Source organism: Streptomyces sp. HmicA12 (genome assembly GCF_000373565.1).
GTDB lineage: Bacteria > Actinomycetota > Actinomycetes > Streptomycetales > Streptomycetaceae > Streptomyces.
In genome coordinates this window covers 292,019-314,015 of record NZ_KB891842.1, presented here as the reverse complement: position 1 = coordinate 314,015, position 21,997 = coordinate 292,019, and the positions used below count along the sequence as shown (strand labels likewise).

The window sequence follows — 21,997 nt, the reverse complement described above, 5'->3', positions numbered from 1 at the left end:
ACCACCCACGATGGACCTCACGCCACCTCGCGCTCTCACCCGGCGCCCCTCCTTCAGCCGGCGCCAGACCCTCACGCTCGCCGGAGCGGGCGCCGGTGCCGCCGCGCTCGCCCTCCCCTTCGCTCAGAACGCCGCCGCGGCCACGGCCGACACGCCTGCCGGTGCCACCGCTCGTGACACCGCTGCCGGTACCGGTGCGGACGATCCGTACGACACCCTGCTGGCCCGCGCCGAGCAGCAGCTCACCGGTGGTGACTTCGACCCCGAGGACGCCGACTTCGCCACCGCCCTGACCGCCCTCGACACCCAGGCCGCGGCCTGGTGGCAGTCGATCGACACCGCGGCCGGCCGCAAGGCGCTCTGGCCCGACCTGGCGCCGGCCTCCGACCCCGGCATGTTCGGCCAGAGCTATACGCGGCTGCGCACGCTGGCCACCGCGTGGGCCACCCCGGGCACCTCCCTCAGCGCCGACACCTCGGTGCGGGACGGGCTCCTCGACGCGCTGCGCTTCCTGCACTCCACCGGCTACAACGCCTCCCGGCCGGAGACCGGCAACTGGTGGTTCTGGGAGATAGGCGCGCCGCGGGCACTCATGGACACCTGTGTCCTGCTGCGGTCGGCGCTGCCCGCGGAGGACCTCGCCGACTACCTGGCGACCGTCGCGAAGTTCGTCCCGGACCCGGACCGGCGCACCAACTCCCCGACGCTCGCCGAGACCGGCGCCAACCGCGCCGACAAGGCCGTCATCGTCGCCCTGCGCGGCCTGCTCGCCCGCGACCCGGACGTCGTCGCGCTGGCCCGCGACGGTCTGTCGGACATCCGGGACGGCGGCCGGAACAGCCTCTTCCGGTACGTGACTTCGGGCGACGGGTTCTACGCCGACGGCTCGTTCGTGCAGCATTCCTACGTCGCGTACACGGGAACGTACGGCAGCGTGCTGCTCGGCAGCGTCGGGCAGCTCATCGCGCTGCTCGCCGACACCACGTGGGCGGTGAAGGACCCGGCTGTCACCGTGCTGTACGACGCCGTCGACCGCAGCTTCGCGCCCGTCCTCCTCGACGGGCTGATGATGGACGCGCTGCGCGGCCGGGCCGTCTCCCGTGAGCGCGCCCGCGACCACACCGACGGCGCCGTCACCGTCTCGTACATCCTCCAACTCGCCGACGGCGCGCCGCAGTCGTACGCGGACCGCTGGCGTGCGACGGCCAAGGGCTGGATCCTGCGCAACCAGGAGACGCCGTACAGGACCCTGGTCGGACTCCCCGCGCTGGCCCGCGCCAAGGCGGTGCTCGACGATCCGGCCGTGCGCCCGGCCGAGCGGCTCACCGGGCACTTCGCCTTCGCCGACATGGACCGCGTCGTGCACCGGCGGCCCGGCTGGGCGTGCGCACTGTCTCTCTCCTCCAAGCGCATCGCCGCGTACGAGGCGGGCAACGGCGAGAATCTGCACGGCTGGTACACCGGCGACGGCATGACCTACCTCTATGACGGCGACGACCTCGACGCCTTCGGCGACGGCTTCTGGCCGACCGTGGACCCGTACCGCCTGCCGGGCACCACGGTGGACACCCGCGCGCGGGCGGACCTCGGTACCGACGGCGGCACCAGCACGCTCCGTCCGAAGAACGCCGTGGCGGGCGGTACCGTGCTCGACGAGCGGTACGGCGCGGCGGCGATGGAACTGATGGCCGACGGGTCGACCCTGCGCGCCAAGAAGGCCTGGTTCTTCGTGGACAACGCGGTCGTGGCGCTCGGCGCCGGCATCACCGCGAGCGACGGCCGCACGATCGAGACCGTCGTGGAGAACCGGAACCTGCACGCGGAGAGCGCCCCCGTGCTCACCGTCGACGGGCACCGGCAGCCGACCGGATCCGGCTGGTCCGCCGCGCTGCCCGGCGCCCGATGGGCGCACCTGGAGGGCACCGGCGGCTACGTCTTCCCCTCCGGCGGCCCTCTCCGGGCGCTGCGCGAGGAGCGCACCGGAACCTGGCGTGCCCTCAACACCGGTGCGGACACCGGTGGCAGCACGACTCCGGTCACCCGCCGGTACGCCACTCTCTGGTTCGATCACGGCCCCTCCCCCACATCCGCCTCCTACGCCTATGTCCTGCTGCCGGGCGCGAGCGCCGCCGCGACGGGCGCCTGGTCCCGCTCCCGGCCGGTCCGGATCATCGCCAACGACGCCACCGTGCAGGCCGTGGAGTCACCCCGCCTCGGGCTGCTCGCCGCGCACTTCTGGGCGGCGGGCAGCGCCGACGGGCTGCTCGCGGACGGCCCCTGCACCGTCCTGGTCCGCCGTCGGCACGAGGGCATCACGGTCGCGGTCGCCGACCCGGGCCGCACCACGGCGACGCTCACCCTGCAACTGCCGTTCCCTGTAAGCCGAGTGATCAGCGCCGACGGCACGATCAGCGTCACACCTGGCCGCCGCGCCGTACTCACCGTCCGATTGGGCGGCTCGCGCGGTCATACCCACACGGCCGAACTCATCTGAGCCCGGGCCCACTTCTTCGCCGCCCGACCCGTCCGCCCCGCCCGACCGAGGAGCCAGCGAACCACCATGCCCGCCCCGCACTTCTCCCTGCCGCCCACAGACCGCGTCCGCTCCCCCCGGACGGGCTGGACACGGGCGCACTGGGAGGCCCTGGCCGACCGGCAGTTGAACGCTCTGCTGCCGTACGCGACGCCGGGCTTCGCCCAGTACCGGCTGCCGGGGCGGGCCAGCTGGTCCGGGGTCGTCTCGGACGGGCTCGAAGGGTTCGCTCGGACATTTCTGCTGGCCTCCTTCCGGATCGCGGGCGCGGGCGGGCAGGACAAGCCGGACGAGCCGGGACCGTCCGTGATCTCCCACCTGATCGAAAGGTACACGGAGGGTCTGACAACGGGCACGGACCGTGACAGCGGGGAGGCCTGGCCCGAACTCACCGACTGCTCCCAGCAGATGGTGGAGGCCGCCTCGATCGCGATCGGCCTGCACGAGACCCGGCCCTGGATCTGGGACCGCCTCGACAGCCGGGTCCAGGAGCAGGTCGTCGACTGGTTCTCGGGTTTCGTCGGTCGGCGGACCTGGGACAACAACTGGCGGCTCTTCCAGGTGGTGTCCGAGCAGTTCCTGGCCTCGGTCGGCGCGCCGTACAGCCAGAGCGACATCGACGGCGGCCTGGACCGGATCGAGGACTGGTACGTCGGTGACGGCTGGTACAGCGACGGCGACGGCCGCAACTTCGACTACTACATCGGCTGGGCCATGCACCTGTACCCACTGCTGTGGGCCCGGATGGCGGGCGAGGGCGGGGACGGCGGGCGCGCCGAGGTCTACCGCGACCGGCTGGCCCAGTTCCTCGCCCCCTACCCGCAGTTCTTCGGCGGGGACGGCGCGCCCGTGCACCAGGGCCGGTCGCTGACGTACCGGTTCGCGGCGACGGCTCCCGTGTGGATGGGCGCCCTGGCCGACTGCACTCCGCTCGCGCCCGGGCTCACCCGGCGACTCGCCTCCGGCACGGCCCGGCACTTCGTGGAGCGCGGGGTGCCGGACGAGCGCGGGCTGCTGCCACTGGGCTGGTACGACACGTTCCTGCCGGCCACCCAGCCGTACTCCGGGCCCGCGTCACCGTACTGGGCGAGCAAGGGCTTCCTCGGACTGCTGCTCCCCGCCGACCACCCGGTGTGGACGGAGCGCGAACTCCCGCTGCCCGTGGAGCAGTCGGAGCAGTACACGGCTCTGCCGGCACCCGGCTGGCTGCTGCACGGCTCGCAGCACGACGGGATCGTCCGTCTGATCAACCACGGCAGCGACCACAATCCGCTCGACGGTCCGGCCACCGACGATCCGCACTACGCGAAGCTCGCCTACTCCACGGCCACGGCCCCCGAGTCCGCTCCGCACGCCTGGGCCCGCACCGTCGACAACCACATCGCGCTGCTCGACGCCGACGGCACGCCGTCGCGCCGCCGCCGCATTCACCCCCTCACGTGCGAGGGGCGCCGCGCCTCGTCCCGTCATGAGGCACAACTCCCGGGCAGCGACGCGGAGTTCCCGATCGAGTCGACGAGCGTGTTGCACGGCCCGTGGGAACTGCGGGTGCACCGGGTGCAGGCTCCGGCGGGCTGCACGGTCCGCGAGGGCGGCCACGCGGTCGCCGACCGTGCCCGGCCGCACAGCGCGGATGGCCCGGGCTGGGCGCTCGCGCGTACGGAGCAGGGCCTGACCAGTGCCATGGTGGCCCTGTTCGGATGGGACACGGAGACCGGCGTCGCCCACGAGGTCGAGGCCAACGCGTACGGTCCGCACTCCGCGACCCCGTACCTGCGCTCCACCGGCCATCCGGGCGGCGCGAGCGTCCACGTCGCCCTGGTGGCACTGACCCGCGACGCGGTGCACCCGGAGGCGTTGCGGACGTCGATCACGTGCGAGGTGGACGGGGCGGACGGGGCGGTGCGTGTCACGTTCCCGGACGGGGAGACCGTGACCGTGTGACACGGGGTGTGATCTGGGGCGTCGAAGCGCCGGGCCGTTGTCGGCACTCCACCGCGACGCGTCGAGCGTCATGGATTCGCTGAAGGGCGACTAGCCGATCTGTTCGGCCAGGGCTACCACGATGCCCGCGGGGCCGCGAAGGTTGCACAGCCGGTAGCTGTTCTCGTACTGCGCCACCTCGCCCAGGAGCTCGGCGCCGTGGGGGCGCAGGCGGGCGATGGTGTCGTCGATGTCGTCGACGGCGAACATGACGCGATGCAGGCCCAGGGTGTTGGGCGGCGGGTTGAGCGGTGTGGCGTCGATGGCCGCGGGGGTGTGGAACTTGGTCAGTTCGAGCTTGCCGTGGCCGTCCGGTGTCCGCATCATCGCGATGGCGCTGCGGACACCGTCGAGTCCGACCATGCGGTCCGCCACCAGGCCCTCGATGTCCGCTGTGCCTTCCAGCTCCATGCCGAGCGCGGTGAAGAAGGCGACGGCGGCATCCAGGTCTTCGACGACGATGCCGATGTTGTCCATGCGCTGGATCGCCATGGTGGAACTCCTTCTCGGTCGCGTGGCCCCTTGTGGCCACTGTTACACCGAGGACGGAGCCGGCGTCGCGTTCTCGACACCCGGGAGAGTGCCGATTCGGGAATCCGGAGAATCGACCGTCTGCTTCAAGGAGGCGTCCAGGAGGCATCAAGGAGGCTCCCAACGTGCCGTAGGACGTCCGTCAGACGATCAGGTCCCCCCGCCTGCGCACCAGGTCCATCAGCTCGCCGGCCATCGCCTTGATGGTCGCGAGCCCGGACCGGCCCCATGGGCGCGGTTCGGTGTCCACCACGCACACGGTGCCGAGCGCGAGCCCCGTACGGTCGTCGATCAGCGGAGCGCCCAAATAGGAGCGGATCCCGATCTCGTCGACCACAGGGTTGCCCGCGAACCGCGGATAGTCGCACACGTCTTCAAGGACGAGCGCTTTGCGCCGCACCACTACATGCGGGCAGTAGCCGTGATCGCGCGCCATATAGCGGCTCACCGAGCTGTCGGCGACGGACTCGGCCGCCGCCGCGCTCAGTTCGCCGCCCCGGTGACCGCCGTCGGGCGTGTGCAGTCCGGCGAAGAACTGCCGGTTCTCGTCGATGAAGTTGACCATGGCGTAGGGAGCCCCGGTCACGTCGGCGAGCCGGTCCGCGAACATGTCGAAGGCGGGCTCGGGCCGCTGCCCCAGGTCGAGCCTGCGCAGCCGCCGAGCCCGGTCGGGGCCCTCCTTGTCGACCGGGGTGAGCAGCAGACGCCCGGTCGCGTCGTATGTCATGTGTGGGCTCCGTAGCCGCTGGCGGCGGGCGCGGAGTGGGCCAGCAGATGCCGGACCAGGGTGAGCAGGGTCTGGATGCCGGAGCTGGAGATGCGCGCGTCGCAGCGGACCACCGGCACCGCGGGGTCCAGGTCGATGGCGGCACGCACCTCCTCGGGTTCGTAGCGGTAGCCGCCGTCGAACTCGTTGACCGCCACGATGAAGCCCATGCCGCGCTCCTCGAAGAAGTCGACGGCCGCGAAGCAGTCCTCCAGGCGTCGCGTGTCGGCGAGGATCACCGCCCCCAGCGCGCCCTCGGACAGTTCGTCCCACATGAACCAGAACCGCTCCTGGCCGGGGGTGCCGAACAGATAGAGCACGTGTTCGGGGTCCAGGGTGATCCGCCCGAAGTCCATCGCGACCGTCGTCTCGACCTTGTTCTCGATGCCGTCGAGATTGTCGGTGTCCGCGCTGACCGTGGTGAGCAGCTCTTCCGTGCTGAGCGGAGCGATCTCACTGACCGCTCCGACGAAGGTCGTCTTGCCGACCCCGAACCCGCCCGCGACCAAGATCTTCAGTGCGGTGGGGAACAGGTCAGAGCTGTCGTCGTAGTCCATCGAGCACTGCCTCCAGTAGCGACCGGTCCGTGGGGTTGTCGTGGAACGTGGGGGGCTTGGCGGTGATCGCCCCGCAGTCGACGAGGTCGGAGAGGAGCACCTTGGTGACGGCTGCGGGGAGTTTCAGATGCCCGGCGATCTCGGCGACCGATGTGGGATGCGCACACAGTTCGAGCGCCTGGCTGTGCTCGGGCCCCAGGTAGCCGAGGGGGGTCGCCCCGGTGGCCATGACGAGGGTCAGCAGGTCGAGCGCCGTGCTCGGCCGGGTGCGTCCATTGCTGATCGTGTACGGGCGCACGAGCCGGCCCGCGGCACCGTCGAGCCACGGCCCGTCCTGCGGGGCCACCACCCTCAATTCCTCATCGCCGAAGGTTCGGCCGCGGGCTGCCGGGGTGCTGTCATCAGGTAGGGCCGCACGCTCTTGACGAGCATGGCCATCTCGTAGCCGAGCACGGCGGCGTCGGCCTCCCGTCCGGCGAGCACCGCGAGGCAGGTGCCGGAGCCCGCGGTCGACACGAACAGCAGGGCGGAGTCCAGCTCCACCACCACCTGTCGTACGTCGCCGCCGTCTCCGAACCTGACCCCGGCGCTGCGGCCGAGGGAGTAGAGACCGGACGCGAGGGCCGCCATGTGGTCGGCGCTGTCGGCGTCGAGTCCGTGCACGGACTTGACGAGGCCGTCGGAGGAGAGGAGCACAGCGCTGTTGGTGTGGGGTACGCGCTGGACGAGGCCGCTCATCAGCCAGTCGAGATCGGACACATGACCCGTCGGCACATCGCTCGCCATGGGGGATCGACTCCTTGGTGGACTGCTCGGTGTGGTGCTGGTGGTCGGGGGGACAGCGGGAGTGGGGCCCGGTGGCCCGCCGAATATCGGGCGGTGGCGCACGCGCGCGTGGACGGGCGTCATGCGGTGGTCCCGCCCTCGTCTCCTGGGTCGCGGGGCGGGGTCATGCGCGGATCGGCCGCCTCGGCGAGGGTGATGCCGCGCTGGAACGCCGCCATGAGGCCGGGATCGTGCCCGACCGGCGGTTCGTCGTCCTGCCGCTGCGCCGGGCCGCCGCGCAGTTGTGGCGCGAGGTGTTCCTGGGCTCTGCGCCGGGGCAGTTGGGGGCGGCCCATGGTGCCGCGCACCGCTCCGTTGACCGGTGTGGGCGGTTCCTGAGCGCTCTCGTCGGCGGCCCGGCGGTCCTCGGGGCGGATGCCGGGTACCGCCTCGGCGGGCGTGGCGCGCGAGGCACCCGCGGTGCGCTGCGGCAGGGGCGCGGCGACGCCGGGCGCGGCGGTGGGGGCGGTGCGCGGCCGCCGCGGCACGGCGACCGGAGCCTGTGGTGCGGGGGCGGATGCCTGCCGGACGGGGGGCGGTGACGTGGCCGCCGCCGCGGCCTGGGGACCCAGCACGCTGTCGGCGGTCGCCGCGGCGGCGGCCTTGCGCACGTGGGGCGTACGCTCCGCCTGCTCGGAGCCGAGCAGCGCCTGCGGCAGGACCAGGATGGCCTGGACGCCCCCGTAGATGTTGGTCTGCAGCCGTACGGTGATGCCGTGCCGCCGGGCGAGCTGCGACACCACGAACAGGCCGATGCGGCCGTCCTGGAGGAGGCTCGCGACGTTGACCTGGTCGGGGTCGGCGAGCAGGGCGTTCATCCTGTTCTGCTCGGTGACCGGCATCCCGAGCCCACGGTCCTCGACCTCGACCGCGAGCCCTGAGGTGACCACGTTGGCGCGCAGCAGGACCTGGGTGTGCGGGGCGGAGAACACGGTCGCGTTCTCGACGAGTTCGGCGAGCAGGTGGATGCAGTCGGCGACGGCGTGCCCGCGCAGTGTCCCGTCGATCGGCGGGACCAGCTTGACCCGGGAGTACTGCTCGACCTCGGCGATGGCGGAGCGCATCACTTCGGTCATGGAGACGGGGTGGCTCCACTGGCGGCGCGAAACGGCGCCACCGAGTACGGCGAGGTTCTCCGCGTGCCTTCGGATGCGCGTGGCCAAGTGGTCCACATGGAAGAGGCCCTTGAGCAGATCCGGGTCCTCGACGTCGTTCTCCAGGTCGTCGAGGATCGAGATCTCGCGGTGGACGAGGGACTGGAGGCGTCGCGCCAGGTTGACGAAGACCTCGACCGTCTGCTGGCTGCCGGCCTGGCTGGACAGTTGGGTGGCCTGCACGACGGCGGTGACCGCGACGTCCTGGGCGCGCGCCAGGTCGGCGGCGAGTTTGTCGAAGTCGTCGGCGTCCGAGGGCGCGGGCGAGGACGCGCGGCGCGCCGGTGGCCCCTCGCCCTTGCGCAACTTCTCGACCAGGCCGCGCAGTTCGGACTGGCCGCGGGCGCTGCTGCGGCGCAGTCCGACGACCCGGTCGTGCACGGCGGTGGCGGCGCGGTCGGCGGCGATCGCGGCGATGACGATGCCGGCCGTCGTGACGAGGCAGGCTCCGGCGAGCACGGCCCACAGCTCGGTGCTGGGTCGCACGCCCGTGGACCGGACGGCGAAGATGACGGCGGCGGACGCACCGAGTGCCACCGCGAGCGGCGGCAGCACGGCGATGCGCAGCAGTTGTGGCCGTATGTGGGTCTCGGCAGGCCGTTGACCCTGCGCGGCGGCCCGCCCGGTCGGCCTGCCGTGCCGACCGCCTTCGCGGCGGTCTGCGCGGGCGGCCGGCTGGCGAAGCTGAGACATGCGGCGTCCTCGGGCTCTCTGATCTGGGGCTCTCGGTCTGGGCTCTCCGACGGCACACGGCGACAACCGGGCGTCGCGCGGCGGCCACTCACGGTAGTCGTCAACGCCTCATGTGCGGTGGGCAGTTGCCAAACTCCGACGGCCGACGTCCCGCTCTGGTATGAGTCATCGCACGCCAGACCGATTAAGTACTGGGGGTTCGTGGCGGATCGGATTGTCAGTGGCGTCCCGTACGTTCGGCTCTCATGTCAATGAGATTCGACCTCACGCTCGACTGCGCGGACGCGACGCTGCTCGCCGACTTCTGGAAGACGGCGCTCGGTTACGTCGACGAGCCCCCGCCCGCGCCGTTCACGACGCGCGAGGAGTGGCTCGCCTCGTTCGATCTGCCGGAGGACGAGGAGGAGGACGACGGCGCGTGGCTGTGCGATCCGGACGGGATCGGGCCGCGCCTGTCGATCCTGAAGGTGTGCGAGCCGAAGACGGCGAAGAACCGGCTGCACATCGATGTACGGGTCCCGGGTGACGGGTCACCGCAGCAGCGCTGGTCCCGCATCGAGGCGGAGGCGGACCGGCTCGTGCGGGCGGGCGGCACGATCCTGGAGGAGTTCGACGGCCACCACATCATGATGGCGGACCCGGAGGGCAACGAGTTCTGCGTGGCGGCGGGTCCGCGACCCTCGTAATGAGGGCCTCTCGGGACCGCTCGGCCCTGCACGGAAGGGTGTACGCGCTTCCGCAATGGGCCGAGCTCTAGGCGTCGCGCCGCTCCCCCTTCCCGGCCGCACCCCTCGCCGTACCCCGCTGCGACCCCAATTCCTCCAGTACGCCGTCGAGTTCCCCCGGCGTCAGACCCGCGCCCGGGAGCGGGGCGGCGGTCGGCGCACGGAGGCCGTCGAGCAGAAGGGCGAGAGGGCGCCGCCATGCGTCGGACGTGGTGGCCGCGGTAAGGGCCGGAGCGGCGCGGCCCAGAGCGGCCAGCATGAACAGGACGTCCTCGGTGCTGATGTCGCCGCGCACAGCGCCCTCGGCGCGACCGCGCGCGAGGAGAAGGTCGAGGGTCTCCCGATTGTGCGCGTGTACGGCGTCAAGCGCGTCGACCCCCTGAAGGCGGGTGGTCATCAGATCGTTGGCGCCACGGTCGGCGGCGAGGGTGGCGAACACGCCCTCCAGATAGGAGTGCAGTCCGGTCCATGCGTCGGGAGCGCTTCTCGCACGCTCCCCGGCGGCCGTCGTGCCGCCGAGCTGGTCGCGGAAGACGGCGTCGACCAGCGCCGCACGGGTCGGGAAGTGCCGGTACAAGGTCGCGTTGCCGACGCCCGCACGTCGTGCGATCACATCCAGCGGGGCTTCGAGGCCCTGCTCGGTGAACACCTCGTGCGCCGCCCGCAGCAGGCGGTCGCGATTGCGCCGCGCGTCACGGCGCGGACGGGCCGGGTCGCCGTCCGAACGAGCGCTCATCATCGTCCTCTCGATCCCCCGATCGGTCACGCCGTCACCACCAGAGAAAGCGGGGATGCCTCCCCGGTACGGATGCTATCGTCCCGAAGTGAAACGGGGAGCACTCCCCACTTCACTCGGCCAGGAGGTGTGGCGTGGTCCAGCAGGGCAACGAGAACGCGTTGGTGCTCGGAGGCGGCGGTGCCGTCGGCGGCGCCTGGATGCTCGGCGTCCTCGCGGGCCTCGCGGACGCGGGCGTCGACCTGGAGCACGCCGACGTGGTCATCGGCACCTCGGCCGGCGCGATCTTCGGGTCCCGGCTGGCCTGCGGCCACCCGCCGAGCGAGCTGTATGCCCGTCAGCTCGCCGGTGACGACCGCATCGACCTGCACGTCACCGTCGCGCAGACCGCGCGTTTCCTCTGGGCCGCGCTCGCGAGCCGGGACCCCGAGCGGTCCGTCCGGCGCCTGGGGCGCGCGGCCCAGAGCACCCGGCCCCCGGCCGGCCTGGACCTGCCCGGCGCCGTCGAGGAGCTGCTGCACGGGGCGACACAGTGGCCCACACGAGCTCTGCGGATCACCGCCGTCGACGCCGTGTCGGGCGAGGTGCGGGCCTTCGACGCGGACTCCCAGGTGACGCTGGTCGAGGCCGTGGCGGCCAGTTGCGCGGTGCCTCTGGTGTGGCCACCCGTGACACTCGCGGGCCGTCGCTGGATGGACGGCGGCACGCGCTCCACCGCCAACCTCCAACTGGCCACCGGACACCGACGGGTCCTGGCCGTCGTTCCGCTGCCGTCAGGGGTCGGCCCCCATCCGAGCGCTCAGGAGCAGGCCGCCCGGCTCACCGCCGAGGGCGCCGCCGTCTCCCTCCTGGTGCCCGACCGCGCCGCACGCCGGGCCATGGGCCGCGACATGACCGACAACGCACGCCGCCCGGCCGCGGCCCGCGCCGGCCACGCCCAGGCCTCGACGGCGGCCGAGGCAGTGGCGCGGGCCTGGCGGACATGACCCCCACCCGACGAGAGGCAGCACCGTGACCGCCCCCACCCTGCAGGAACTGGCCCCCTCCGGCCTCGACCTGTCGACCGATCCCCACCGCGCCTACGCCGCCCTGCGCGCCGAGTCCGCCGTGCACCGCGTCCATCTGCCGGAGAGCGGGGACTGCTGGCTCGTACTGACCTGGGACGCGGCGCGCGCCGCACTCACCGACCCACGTCTGAGCAACGACATCCGGCATTCCACGTCCTGGCACACCGACGGGGGCAACGCCCTGGGGCACAACATGCTCCAGAGCGACCCGCCCCGGCACACGCGGCTGCGGCAGCTGGTGGCACGGCATTTCACGTCCGCGCGGATCTCCGCGATGCGACCGGCCATCGAGTCGGCGGCGGCCGCCCTGCTGGCGGATCTGCCGCGGGAGGGAACAGCCGACCTGGTGAGCCGGTACGCGCTGCCGCTCCCGGTCACCGTGATCTGCGAACTGCTGGGCGTTCCGACCGTGCACCGTACGGGCTTTCACGCCTGGTCGACCGAGCTGGTCCGGCCGACCTCCGCCGACGCCGCGGCCGAGGCGGCGGCCGGGCTCACCGATTTCCTGACCCGGCTCATCGCCGACAAGGCCGCGGCCCCTGATCACACCCTGCTCGGCGAACTCGCCGCCGCCGGCGCGGAGCTGACCTCCGAGGAACTGCTCGGGATGGCCTTCCTGCTCCTGGTCGCGGGCCATGAGACGACGGTCGATCTGATCTCGGCGACGGTGCACACCCTGCTGGAGCACCCGGACCAGCTGGCCCTGCTCGCCGATCCGGAGCTGCTCCCGTCCGCCGTCGAGGAGTCCTTGCGGTACAACGCGCCGGTGCACGCCTCCGCGTTCCGGTTCGCCACGGAACCTCTCGACCTGGCGGGCGTGCGCATCCCGGCCGGTGACGCCGTCCAGGTCTCCCTCGCCGCGGCCTCCCGCGACCCGCTCCGCTTCCCGGACCCCGACCGCTTCGACCTCACCCGGCGTGCCCAGGGACATCTCGGCTTCGGCCACGGGGTGCACCACTGCGTCGGCGCACCCCTGGCTCGCGCGGAGGCCGAGATCGCCCTGCGGCTGCTCCTGCGCGATCGACCGGCCATGGCCTTCGCCACCGACCCGGACCAGCTGACCTGGCGCAGCAGCACGCTGCTGCGCGGGCTGACCGAACTGCCGGTGCGCTTCGGGTGACGGCCGAACGCCACGAGGGGCCCGGCGGGCGCTGCCGGGTCTCGCCGTCAGCGCTCGCCGGCCACATCGACCTCGGCGGGCGCGGGGCCCGGCCCCACGCCGACCGGCTGGAGCCGCCGCCACGGGCGGTCGAGGGGCGACGACGCCGTCCGCCACCACGGATCCCGCGGCACATCACCGGTGGGCTCGAACGGCTGCCCGGGCCGCGGCAGGGCCAGGGTCTGCCCCGCATCCGCAGCGGCGTCCGACATCCACTCGCCGGGCTCGGCCCAGGCGTGCGGAGCCAGGTTGAAAGTGCCCCAGTGAATCGGCAGCAGCGCGCCGTGCGGCGCACCGCCCTGAAGGTCGAGGTGGGCGCGCATGCCCTCCTCCGGCGTCATGTGGATGTCGGGCCAGAACTCGGCGTACGCACCGACCTGGATCATCGTCAGGTCGAACGGCCCGTGCCCGGCCCCGATCTCCTGGAAGCCCTGGAAGTAGCCGGTGTCGCCGCTGTGGTAGACGCGGTGCTCGGGCCCCGCGGCCACCCACGACGCCCACAGCGTGTGCTGCGGATTGCGCAGGCCGCGGCCGCAGAAGTGGCGGGCGGGCGTCGCGGTGAGGGTCACGCCGGAGACGGTGGTCGACTCGTGCCAGTCCAGCTCGCGCAGCCGGTCGGCCGGGACGCCCCAGTGCTCCAGGTGCGCGCCGACGCCCAGCGGTACGGCGAAGACGGTGTCGGAATGGGCCAGCGCCTTGATCGTGGGCATGTCCAGGTGGTCGTAGTGGTCGTGCGAGATCACCACCACGTCGACCGGTCCGAGCGCCGCCAGCGGCAGCGGCACGGGGTGCAGCCGCTTGGGGCCCGCGAAGGCGAACGGGGAACAGCGCTCGCCCCAGACCGGGTCGAAGAGCACCCGTACGCCGTCGATCTCGACCAGCACGCTGGAATGGCCCATCCATGTCGCGCGCAGCCCACTGGCGGAGGGCTTCGCCAGGTCGGCGAGTGTCGTCGCGTGGACCGGGACGGTGCCGGTGGGGGCGCGGCGGGCGCGCTCCTCCTTGCGGAAGTAGATCTTCGCGAACTCGACCATGGAACCGTCCGGCCGAATGCGCGCGCCCTCCGGGTTCTGGAACGTGCCGTCCACGAAGTTCGGCGACTTGCGGATGCGCTCCAGACGTGCGCCGGTGGCCTCGGCGCCGAAGGCGGCGGGCTGCAGCGAGCGCAGTCCGGAACTCAGGGAACGTGACACGGCGCCTCCCGTTTGATCGATCAGGGAATCCCATTATGTGCGGCCGCGCCGACAACGCGCCGCGACGCCCCTCGTACCTACCGACTCGAACTGATCCATCATTCAGTTACGCACACATTGACACGGCTCTCGAAGGCTCCGGATACTGACTGACGATTCAGTAGTTCCCTTTGGAGGCAGCGTGTCGGATCTCCCCACCGAGCTGGTCCCGCTCAGCGACGAGCAGCGCGCCGTCGTCGATCTCGCGCGGTCGTTCGCGGCCGAGGAGATACGTCCCCGCGCGCGTGCCGTGGACGAGGCGGACGTCGAGACGCCGTGGGACCTGTGGCGCAAGGCCGCCGAGGTCGGCATCACCGGCTTCATGCTTCCCGAGGAGTACGGGGGCGGCGGCTTCACCGACGTCTTCACCCAGTGCCTCGTCCAGGAGGAGCTGTGCGTGGGCGACCTGGGCATCGGCAATCTGCTCTGCTCGAACGGGTTCTTCGCCGACCCGGTCCTCGCCCTGGGCACCGAGGAGCAGAAGCGCGCGTGGCTGACGCCGCTGGCCGGCCCCGACACCCCGATGACGTCGCTCGCGACCACCGAGCCGGGTTCCGGCTCGGACGCCGCGTCGATCACGACGGCGGCGACCCGCACCGAGGGCGGCTACCTGCTGAACGGCCAGAAGGCATGGATCTCGAACGCGGGCGAGGCCGAGCAGTACGTCGTCTTCGCCAAGACCGAGCCCACGCGGCGTGCGCGCGGGGTCAGCGCCTTCCTGCTGCGCAAGGACACCGAGGGCCTCACCTTCGGTGAGCCCATGCGCAAGATGGGCCAGCGCGCGATCGTGTGCCGGGAGCTGTTCTTCTCCGACGCGTTCGTCCCCGAGGAGAACCGGCTCGGCGACGAGGGCCAGGGATTCGCGGGCCTGATGCGCACCTTCGACATCTCGCGCGCCGTCCTGGGCGCGGCAGCCACGGGTGTGGCCCGCGCGGCCTACGAGTACGCACGCGACTACGCGCGCACGCGCGTGCAGTTCGGCAAGCCGATCATCGAGCACCAGGCGGTCGCCTTCCGCCTCGCCGACATGCGTACCCGCGTCGAGCAGGCCCGGCTGATGACGTGGCGTGCCGCCCGCCGCCTGGACGCCGGTCTCGACGCCACCACGGAAGCGGCCATGGCGAAGCTCACCGCCTCGGAGACGGCCGCGTACTGCACCTGGGCGGCCGTCCAGACGCTCGGCGGCTGGGGCTACTCGCGCGAGTTCCCGGTCGAGCAGTGGATGCGGGACGCCAAGCTGGAGGAGATCGAGGAGGGCACCTCCGACATCATGCGCCTGATCATCTCGAGGTCGCTGTGACGTACGAAGCGGTGCCTCACGAAGCCGTGCCCCGCGAAGCCGTGCCTCACGCACCGCTCCGGCTCACCGGTGGCGAGGCCGTGGTCCGTGCCCTCGCCGCGCACGGCGTCGTCCGTGCCTTCGGTATCCCGGGCACCCACAACCTGGAGATCTACCGGCACCTGACGGCGTACGGCATCGAGCACGTCGCGCCGCGCCACGAGCAGGGCGCCGGATACGCGGCGGACGCCCACGCGCGCGTGACGGGCACACCCGGAGTCGCGATCACGACCACGGGCCCCGCCCTGCTCAACATCGCGGCGGCCGTCGGCCAGGCCTACTCGGACAGCGTGCCGCTGCTCGTGGTCTCGCCGGGGATGCCGCTGCGTCACCCGCGCCAGTCGACCGGCCTGCTGCACGAGATGCGCAGCCAGACCGAGGCGCTGCGGAACGTCGCGGCGTTCAGCCACCGGGTGTCGTCGGTCGACGAGATCGGCGCCGCGGTGGCCCGCGCGTTCACCCTGTTCCGTACGGAGCGGCCGCGCCCCGCGCACATCGAGGTGCCGCTCGACCTCCTGGAGGCGGCGGAGCCGGTGGGCCGGATCCGCAGGGCCCCGTCGTCGAGGCCGCTCGCCCCCGCGGCGGACGCCGTGGAGGAGGCCGCCGCGCTCCTGGCGGGGGCCGAGCGCCCGGCGCTGATCCTGGGCGGTGGCGCACGCGGCGCCGCACCTCAATGCCGCGCCCTCGCCGAGCGGTTGAACGCCCCGGTCACCACGACGGCGAACGGCAAGAACATCGTGGACGAGCACCACCCGCTGTCCCTCGGGGTGTCCCTGCACAGCCCGGCGGTCCAGGAGTGGCTGTCGACGCGGGACGTGGTCCTGGCGGTCGGCACCGAGCTGGCCGAGTCGGACCTGTGGGCGGATCTGCCGCCGCTGCGGGGCCGGTTGATCCGCGTGGACCTCGATCCGACGCAGATGTACGCGAACGCCGTGGCGGACGTACCGCTGGTGGGAGACGCGCAAGCCGCGCTCGAAGCTCTGACGGCGGCCCTGCACCTCGTCAGGGGCGCGGGGAACGCGAGCAGCCAGGGCGAACCCTCCCCCGCCCACAAAGAAGCGGCCGCCCTGAAAGCAACCCGCAACGACGAAACCCGCACCCGGGACGCCACCTGGCTCCCCTACCTGGAAGCGATCGGCAGCGCCCTCGCCCCGGACGCGATCGTCACCTCCGACAGCGCCCAGTGCTGCTACTACGGCGCGCTCCCGCACCTCCAACTGGGCGCATCGGCACGCTACTTGCACCCCACCGGTTTCGGCACCCTGGGCTTCGCCCTGCCCGCGGCGATCGGCGCCAAGGCCGCCCACCCGGACCGCCACGTGGTCGCGCTCAGCGGCGACGGCGGCCTCCAGTTCACGATCCAGGAACTGGCCACGGCCACCGAGCTCCGCCTCCCGCTCCCCGTCGTCGTGTTCGACAACTCCGGGTACGGCGAGATCCGCGACGAGATGAACGCCCGCGGCGACAGCCCCCTCGCGGTCGACCACGCGCGCGTGGACCTCGCCGCACTGGCCCGCGCCTACGGAGGCCGAGGCGTCACCACCCCCTCGCCCGGTGAACTCGCGGCCGTCCTCGCACGCGCCCTGACCACGCCGGGCCCCACTCTCATCACCGTCCCCGAGGAGACCGCATGACCTCCCCCACGCCCCCGACCGCGCCGCTGACCGAACTGACCTGGACCGACCATGTCACCGGCCGCAAGGGCCACCTGGTCATCGACCGCCTCGTCCGCGGTGTCTCCAGCGGCGGCCTGCGGATGCGGCCCGGCTGCACCCTGGAGGAAGTGGCAGGGCTCGCGCGCGGCATGACGATGAAGGAGGCCCTGCACTACAACCCGAAGGGCCGCTACATCCCGCTCGGCGGCGCCAAGGGCGGCATCGACTGCGACCCGCGAGCCCCCGAGGCGTACGGCGTCCTGGTGCGCTACCTGAAGGCGATGCGCCCGTACATCGAGTCCTTCTGGACGACCGGCGAGGACCTCGGCCTCACCCAGGACCTGGTCGACAAGGCGGCCGCCGAGGCGGGCCTCGTCTCGTCCATCCAGGCGGTGTACCCGCTGCTCGACGACGAGGACGCGGCCCGTGAGCGCCTCGCGGCCGCCTTCGCGGTCGACGTCGACGGCATCGGCCTGGACGAACTCGTGGGCGGCTGCGGCGTCGCCGAGTCGGTGCTGGTGGCTCTCGACCGCGCGGAGGTCCCGTACGCGGGCACGCGCGTGGCGCTCCAGGGCCTGGGCACCATGGGCGGCGCCACGGCCCGGTTCCTCGCCCGGGCGGGCCTGAAGGTGGTCGCGGTCGCCGACCTGCAGGGCACGATCGCGAACCCGGACGGCCTCGACGTGGAGGCGCTGCTCGGCGCCCGCGACGCGTACGGCAGCGTGGAACGGTCGGCGCTGCGCCCCCAGGACCGCGAACTGCCGGGCGGCGCCTGGCTGTCGGTGGACGCGGACGTCCTCGTACCGGCCGCCGTCTCGTACGCGATCGACGCCACGAACCAGGAGGAGATCACCGCTCGCTGGATCGTCGAGGCGGCCAACATGCCGGTCCTCGCGGACGCGGAGGAGCTCCTCGCCCGGCGCGGCGTCACGGTCCTGCCGGACGTGGTCGTCAACTCCGGTACGAACGCGTGGTGGTGGTGGACCCTCTTCGGCGACATCGGCGCCGACGCGGACGAGGCGTTCGCCTACACGCGGCGTTCCATGCGCGCCCTCATCGACCAGATGCTGGCCCGTGCGGAGACCGACGGGACGACGCCCCGTGCCGCCGCGCACGCGATCGTCGCCGACCGGCTGCCCGTCCTCGCGGAGCGTTTCGGGTGGTACAGGTGACCAAGACGCCTCTGGAGGAGCTGTACGACCCGGTATCGGTCGCGGTCGTCGGCGCGTCCGACAACCCCGAGAAGTGGGGCTACTGGCTCGCCACCGGCGCCCTCAGCGGCCGGGGGAGACGTGCCGTCCACCTCGTGAACCGCAAGGGCGGCCGGCTGGAGGGCGAACCGTTCCTGCCCGACCTGGCCGCGCTGCCGGCACCCGCCGAGCACGTGGTCGTCGCCGTGCCGCCGCGCCATGTGCGGCCGGTGGTCGCCGAGGGCCTGGCCGCCGGGGCGCGCTGCTTCACGGTCATCACCTCGGGCGACACGACCGCGGAGGAGGAGCGGGCCCTCGCCGACCTGGTCACGTCGAACGGCGCCCGGCTGCTCGGCCCCAACTGCATGGGCGTCGTCGACACGACCAGCCAACTGCGGCTCAGCTGGGGCGACTTCCCCGCGGGCGGTCTCGGCCTGGTCTCGCAGAGCGGCAATCTGGCGCTGGAGATCGGCCGGCATCTCGCGCGCGCGGGCCAGGGTTTCTCGCGGTTCGTGTCGCTGGGCAACCAGCGCGACATCGACGCGGCGGACGCCCTGGAGTCGCTGATCGCCCACGAGCCGACGCGAGCCGTCGCGGCGTACGTGGAGGACTTCCGGGACGGCCGCCGCCTCGCGGGCGTCCTGGCGGCCGCGCACGCCGCCGGTAAGCCGGTGCTGCTGCTGACGGTAGGGCGCAGTGCGGCGTCGGGTCGCGCGGCGGCCTCCCACACGGGCGCCCTGGTCAGCCCGTACGCCACGGTCGCCGCGGTCTGCCGGGAAGCGGGCGCGCTCCTGCTCGACTCGGCCGGTGAACTCGTCGACGTCGCCGTGCACTGGATGGCACGGGGGCACAGCGTCACGGCCGCGCGCCGGGTCGCGGTCATCGGCGACAGCGGCGGCCAGGGCGCCCTCGCCGCCGACGCCTTTGCGGCTCGTGGTCTCGACGTGCCGAACCTGTCCCCGGAGACGGTCGCGGCCCTGGGTGCGCGGCTGCCGTCCGGCGCGGGCCGGGCGAACCCGGTGGACCTGGCCGGGGCGGGCGAGGCCGACCTGGCCAACTACGCGCGCGTGGCGGACAGTCTGCTGCACGGCAAGGACGCCGACGCGGTCGTGCTCACCGGCTACTTCGGGGACTACGCGACGGCCAACCCGGCGCAGGCCGACCGCGAGTGCGAGATCGCGCACGCCCTCGCGGACGCGTCCGTCTCGGCGGGCCGCCCGCTGATCGTCCACACGATGGCCCGCGACACCCCGGCCCTCACGGTGCTGCGCGGCCGCGGCATACCGGTCTACGAGCGCGTCGAGCAGGCGGCGACGGCCCTCGCGGGCGCGGCACGCCTGGCCGCCGCCACACCCCGGCCACCGCAGCCGCAGGCCGCGTCCACGGCCACGTACGAGATCGACGACGGCGGCTACGAGAGCGTCCGCGAGCTGCTCGCCTCCTATGGACTGGCCTTTCCTGTCGCGGAGTTCGTGACGGACGAGGACGCCGCCGTGGACGCGGCGCAGCGCACCGGCTACCCGCTGGTCCTCAAGGCGATGGGTCTCGCCCACAAGACGGAGGCCGGTGGCGTGGCGCTCGGCATCGCCGACGAAGGGGCGCTGCGGAGCGCGTTCGCCCGCATGCGGGAGGCCACAGGTGCCGCCCGCTACGCGGTCGAGGCGATGGCCGCTCCCCCGTACGCGCGTGAACTCATCGTCGGCGTACGGCGGGACGTCTCGTTCGGCCCGGTCGTCATGGTCGGTGCGGGCGGTGTCACCGCCGAGCTGTACGCCGACACGGCGCTCGCGCTCGCCCCGCTCACTCCTGCACGCGCGCGTGCCCTGTTGCTCGACCGATGGCAGGCTCCGCTGCTCACCGGCTGGCGCGGCGCGCCCGGGGTCCATCTTGAGGCGGCCGCCGCGGCCGTCTGCGCGGTGGCGCGGGCCGCGGCGGACCATCCGGAACTGGCCGACCTGGAGGTCAACCCGCTCCTGGTGCACCCGGGCGGGGCGATCGCCCTGGACGCGCACGGCGTGCTCGCCCCTTAGGGCAGGTCAGCCCGCGGCCCGCACCGCCGCGCGGATCACTTCGGCGACCTCCTTCGGGCGGGAGACGGCGACCGCGTGCGAGGCGCCGTCGACCTCGACGACGGTGGCCCCGGCGCGGGTGGCGCCGAACCGCTCCACCTCGGGGTTGATCGCCTGGTCGCCGCCTGCGATCACGGCCCACGCGGGCGTGGTCCGCCAGCCCGCGGCGGCCGCCTTCTCCTCGAACGCGGCGGCGGCGAGCGGGCGTTGGGCCGCCGCGAGGACCTTGGTCGTGTCCTCGGGCACATCGGCCGCGAAGATCGAGGGGAAAGCGTCCTCGGTGATGGTGACCTCGACGGCGGGCTCACCGCCGGCGATCGGGTACGTGCCCTGCTTCAGGTTGCTGACCAGCGGCGACGCCGGGAAGCGGCCCTGGAGCTCGCCGAGGCTCTCGCCCTCTTCGAGGACGTACGCGGCTACGTAGACGAGGCCGACGACGTTCTCCCCGGTGCCGGCGACCGTGATCACGGCGCCGCCGTAGGAGTGGCCGACGAGGACGACGGGGCCGTCGATCTGGGCGGCGACGGAGGCCACGTACGCGGCGTCGGCGGCCAGGCCGCGCAGCGGGTTGGGCGGGGCGATCACCGGGATGCCGTCGCGCTGCAGCTCGGTGATGACACCGGACCAGCTCGCCGCGTCGGCGAAGGCGCCGTGGACCAGGACCACGGTCGGGGTGGGGTTCGTCATGGTTCTTCCTCCGGGGCGTGCGGGTGTCAGGCGGTGTGCAGGGCGGAGCGCAGGGTGCTGATCGCCAGCGCGATCGCGGCCTCGGCGGCGTACGTCTCGCGCAGGGCGTTGAGCATCACGAAGTCGTGGATGATCCCCTGGAAGCGGACGGCGGTGACGGGGACGCCGGCGGCGCGCAGCTTGTTCGCGTACGCCTCGCCCTCGTCGCGCAGGACGTCGGCCTCGCCGGTGATGACGAGGGCCGGGGGCAGGCCGGTGAGCTGCTCGGTGGTGGCGCGCAGCGGGGACGCGGTGATCTGGGCGCGTTCGGCCTCGTCGGTCGTGTACTGGTCCCAGAACCACTGCATGCCGTCGCGGCGCAGGAAGTAGCCGGTGGCGAACTGCTCGTAGGAAGCGGTGTCGAAGGCCGCGTCGGTGACCGGGTAGAAGAGGACCTGCTGGTGCAGCGGGACGCCGCCGCGCTGCTTGGCCATGAGGGTGAGGGCGGCGGCCATGTTGCCGCCCACCGAGTCACCGGCGACGGCGAGGCGGTCCCCGTCGAGCGCCTTGGTCGCGCCCTGGTCCACGATCCAGCGGGCGACGGTGAAGTTCTGCTCGATGGCGACCGGGTAGCGGGCCTCGGGCGACAGGTCGTACTCCGGGAAGACGACCGCCGCGCCCGCGCCGACGGCGAGCTCACGGACCAAGCGGTCGTGGGTGTGGGCGTTGCCGAAGACCCAGCCGGCGCCGTGGATGTAGAGCACGACGGGCAGGACGCCCTCGGCCCCGGCGGGGCGGACGATGCGGGCGCGGACGGTGCCGGTGGGGCCGCCTTCGACCGTGATCCACTCCTCGTCGACCTCGGGCAGTTCGACCGGACCCGACTGCACGTCGTCGACGGCCTTGCGACCCTCCTCGGGGTGCAGCTGGAAGAGGTAGGGCGGATTGGCGGTGGCGTCGGCGAAGGCGGCCGCGGCGGGTTCGAGTACCGGCTCGACGGACATGTGCGTGCTCCAGGGTGTTCGGGAAGGTGGGCCGGTCCTGCGTGGATCGCGGACCGTGCTTCAGGACGCTAGGCCCGTTTCGCGCGGGGCAGTTGACCGCGAGCGCACCGGAA

Annotated in this window: 19 protein-coding genes; 9 read left to right on the top strand and 10 right to left on the bottom strand. The window is 72.8% G+C overall.

The window, feature by feature from the left end; translation table 11 throughout:
• The first annotated feature begins 10 nt into the window (after positions 1–10).
• Positions 11–2,494, top strand: coding sequence for a polysaccharide lyase 8 family protein (locus B072_RS0134310; RefSeq protein WP_018534507.1), 2,484 nt, complete (start codon positions 11–13; stop codon positions 2,492–2,494).
• Between the two features lie 66 nt (positions 2,495–2,560).
• Positions 2,561–4,477, top strand: coding sequence for a DUF2264 domain-containing protein (locus B072_RS0134305; protein ID WP_018534506.1), 1,917 nt, complete (start codon positions 2,561–2,563; stop codon positions 4,475–4,477).
• Positions 4,478–4,567: 90 nt separating this feature from the next.
• On the opposite strand, the gene B072_RS0134300 is transcribed toward B072_RS0134305, so the two are convergent.
• The 6 genes from B072_RS0134300 to B072_RS0134275 form a co-directional block, all read right to left on the bottom strand.
• Complete coding sequence (locus tag B072_RS0134300) at positions 4,568–5,008, bottom strand: VOC family protein (protein ID WP_018534505.1); 441 nt, start codon at positions 5,006–5,008, stop codon at positions 4,568–4,570.
• A 181-nt stretch (positions 5,009–5,189) separates the two neighbouring features.
• Positions 5,190–5,774, bottom strand: a complete 585-nt coding sequence (locus B072_RS0134295; RefSeq protein ID WP_018534504.1) for a GAF domain-containing protein — start codon at positions 5,772–5,774, stop codon at positions 5,190–5,192.
• Positions 5,771–6,370, bottom strand: coding sequence for a GTP-binding protein (locus tag B072_RS0134290; protein ID WP_018534503.1), 600 nt, complete (start codon positions 6,368–6,370; stop codon positions 5,771–5,773). Before B072_RS0134290 ends, B072_RS0134295 begins: the two co-directional genes overlap by 4 nt.
• A complete protein-coding gene (locus tag B072_RS0134285; protein WP_026246589.1) occupies positions 6,348–6,719 on the bottom strand; it encodes a DUF742 domain-containing protein in 372 nt (123 codons plus the stop codon). Before B072_RS0134285 ends, B072_RS0134290 begins: the two co-directional genes overlap by 23 nt.
• A gap of 2 nt (positions 6,720–6,721) precedes the next feature.
• Positions 6,722–7,156: a roadblock/LC7 domain-containing protein gene (locus tag B072_RS0134280; RefSeq protein WP_018534501.1), complete on the bottom strand. Its 435-nt coding sequence runs from the start codon at positions 7,154–7,156 to the stop codon at positions 6,722–6,724.
• Between the two features lie 119 nt (positions 7,157–7,275).
• Positions 7,276–9,042: an ATP-binding protein gene (locus tag B072_RS0134275; protein ID WP_026246588.1), complete on the bottom strand. Its 1,767-nt coding sequence runs from the start codon at positions 9,040–9,042 to the stop codon at positions 7,276–7,278.
• A gap of 245 nt (positions 9,043–9,287) precedes the next feature.
• On the opposite strand from B072_RS0134275, the gene B072_RS0134270 reads away from it, so the two are divergent.
• A complete protein-coding gene (locus B072_RS0134270) occupies positions 9,288–9,728 on the top strand; it encodes a VOC family protein (protein ID WP_026246587.1) in 441 nt (146 codons plus the stop codon).
• Positions 9,729–9,795: 67 nt separating this feature from the next.
• Here B072_RS0134270 and B072_RS0134265 read toward each other — a convergent pair whose 3' ends face one another.
• The gene (locus B072_RS0134265; protein ID WP_018534498.1) at positions 9,796–10,506 is read right to left on the bottom strand and encodes a helix-turn-helix domain-containing protein; all 711 of its coding nucleotides are present in this window, start codon (positions 10,504–10,506) and stop codon (positions 9,796–9,798) included.
• A 131-nt stretch (positions 10,507–10,637) separates the two neighbouring features.
• On the opposite strand from B072_RS0134265, the gene B072_RS0134260 reads away from it, so the two are divergent.
• Together B072_RS0134260 and B072_RS0134255 are read left to right on the top strand one after the other, a co-directional pair.
• The gene (locus B072_RS0134260; protein WP_018534497.1) at positions 10,638–11,489 is read left to right on the top strand and encodes a patatin-like phospholipase family protein; all 852 of its coding nucleotides are present in this window, start codon (positions 10,638–10,640) and stop codon (positions 11,487–11,489) included.
• Between the two features lie 25 nt (positions 11,490–11,514).
• On the top strand, positions 11,515–12,690 hold the full coding sequence (locus B072_RS0134255; RefSeq protein ID WP_018534496.1) for a cytochrome P450 family protein: 1,176 nt from the start codon (positions 11,515–11,517) through the stop codon (positions 12,688–12,690).
• Positions 12,691–12,737: 47 nt separating this feature from the next.
• On the opposite strand, the gene B072_RS0134250 is transcribed toward B072_RS0134255, so the two are convergent.
• Entirely contained in the window at positions 12,738–13,922 is a 1,185-nt protein-coding gene (locus tag B072_RS0134250) for an MBL fold metallo-hydrolase (RefSeq protein WP_018534495.1), read from the bottom strand.
• A gap of 181 nt (positions 13,923–14,103) precedes the next feature.
• Between B072_RS0134250 and B072_RS0134245 the strand changes: the two genes are divergently transcribed.
• Genes B072_RS0134245 through B072_RS0134230 form a run of 4 tightly spaced genes read left to right on the top strand, consistent with a single transcriptional unit; the run spans position 14,104 to position 20,175 of the window.
• Positions 14,104–15,261 (top strand): acyl-CoA dehydrogenase family protein, encoded by a 1,158-nt coding sequence (locus B072_RS0134245; RefSeq protein ID WP_018534494.1) that lies wholly within the window; start codon positions 14,104–14,106, stop codon positions 15,259–15,261.
• A gap of 41 nt (positions 15,262–15,302) precedes the next feature.
• The gene (locus B072_RS0134240) at positions 15,303–16,934 is read left to right on the top strand and encodes a 5-guanidino-2-oxopentanoate decarboxylase (protein ID WP_043245335.1); all 1,632 of its coding nucleotides are present in this window, start codon (positions 15,303–15,305) and stop codon (positions 16,932–16,934) included.
• Complete coding sequence (locus B072_RS0134235) at positions 16,931–18,127, top strand: glutamate dehydrogenase (protein WP_018534492.1); 1,197 nt, start codon at positions 16,931–16,933, stop codon at positions 18,125–18,127. The genes B072_RS0134240 and B072_RS0134235 overlap by 4 nt, the downstream gene beginning before the upstream one ends.
• Positions 18,124–20,175 (top strand): acetate--CoA ligase family protein, encoded by a 2,052-nt coding sequence (locus B072_RS0134230; protein ID WP_026246586.1) that lies wholly within the window; start codon positions 18,124–18,126, stop codon positions 20,173–20,175. Before B072_RS0134235 ends, B072_RS0134230 begins: the two co-directional genes overlap by 4 nt.
• 6 nt (positions 20,176–20,181) lie before the next feature.
• Here B072_RS0134230 and B072_RS0134225 read toward each other — a convergent pair whose 3' ends face one another.
• Together B072_RS0134225 and B072_RS0134220 are read right to left on the bottom strand one after the other, a co-directional pair.
• The gene (locus tag B072_RS0134225) at positions 20,182–20,901 is read right to left on the bottom strand and encodes an alpha/beta fold hydrolase (protein WP_018534490.1); all 720 of its coding nucleotides are present in this window, start codon (positions 20,899–20,901) and stop codon (positions 20,182–20,184) included.
• Positions 20,902–20,927: 26 nt separating this feature from the next.
• Positions 20,928–21,884 carry an alpha/beta hydrolase gene (locus tag B072_RS0134220; RefSeq protein WP_018534489.1) on the bottom strand — a complete coding sequence of 319 codons (957 nt, stop codon included), beginning with the start codon at positions 21,882–21,884 and terminating at the stop codon, positions 20,928–20,930.
• Positions 21,885–21,997 lie beyond the last annotated feature (113 nt).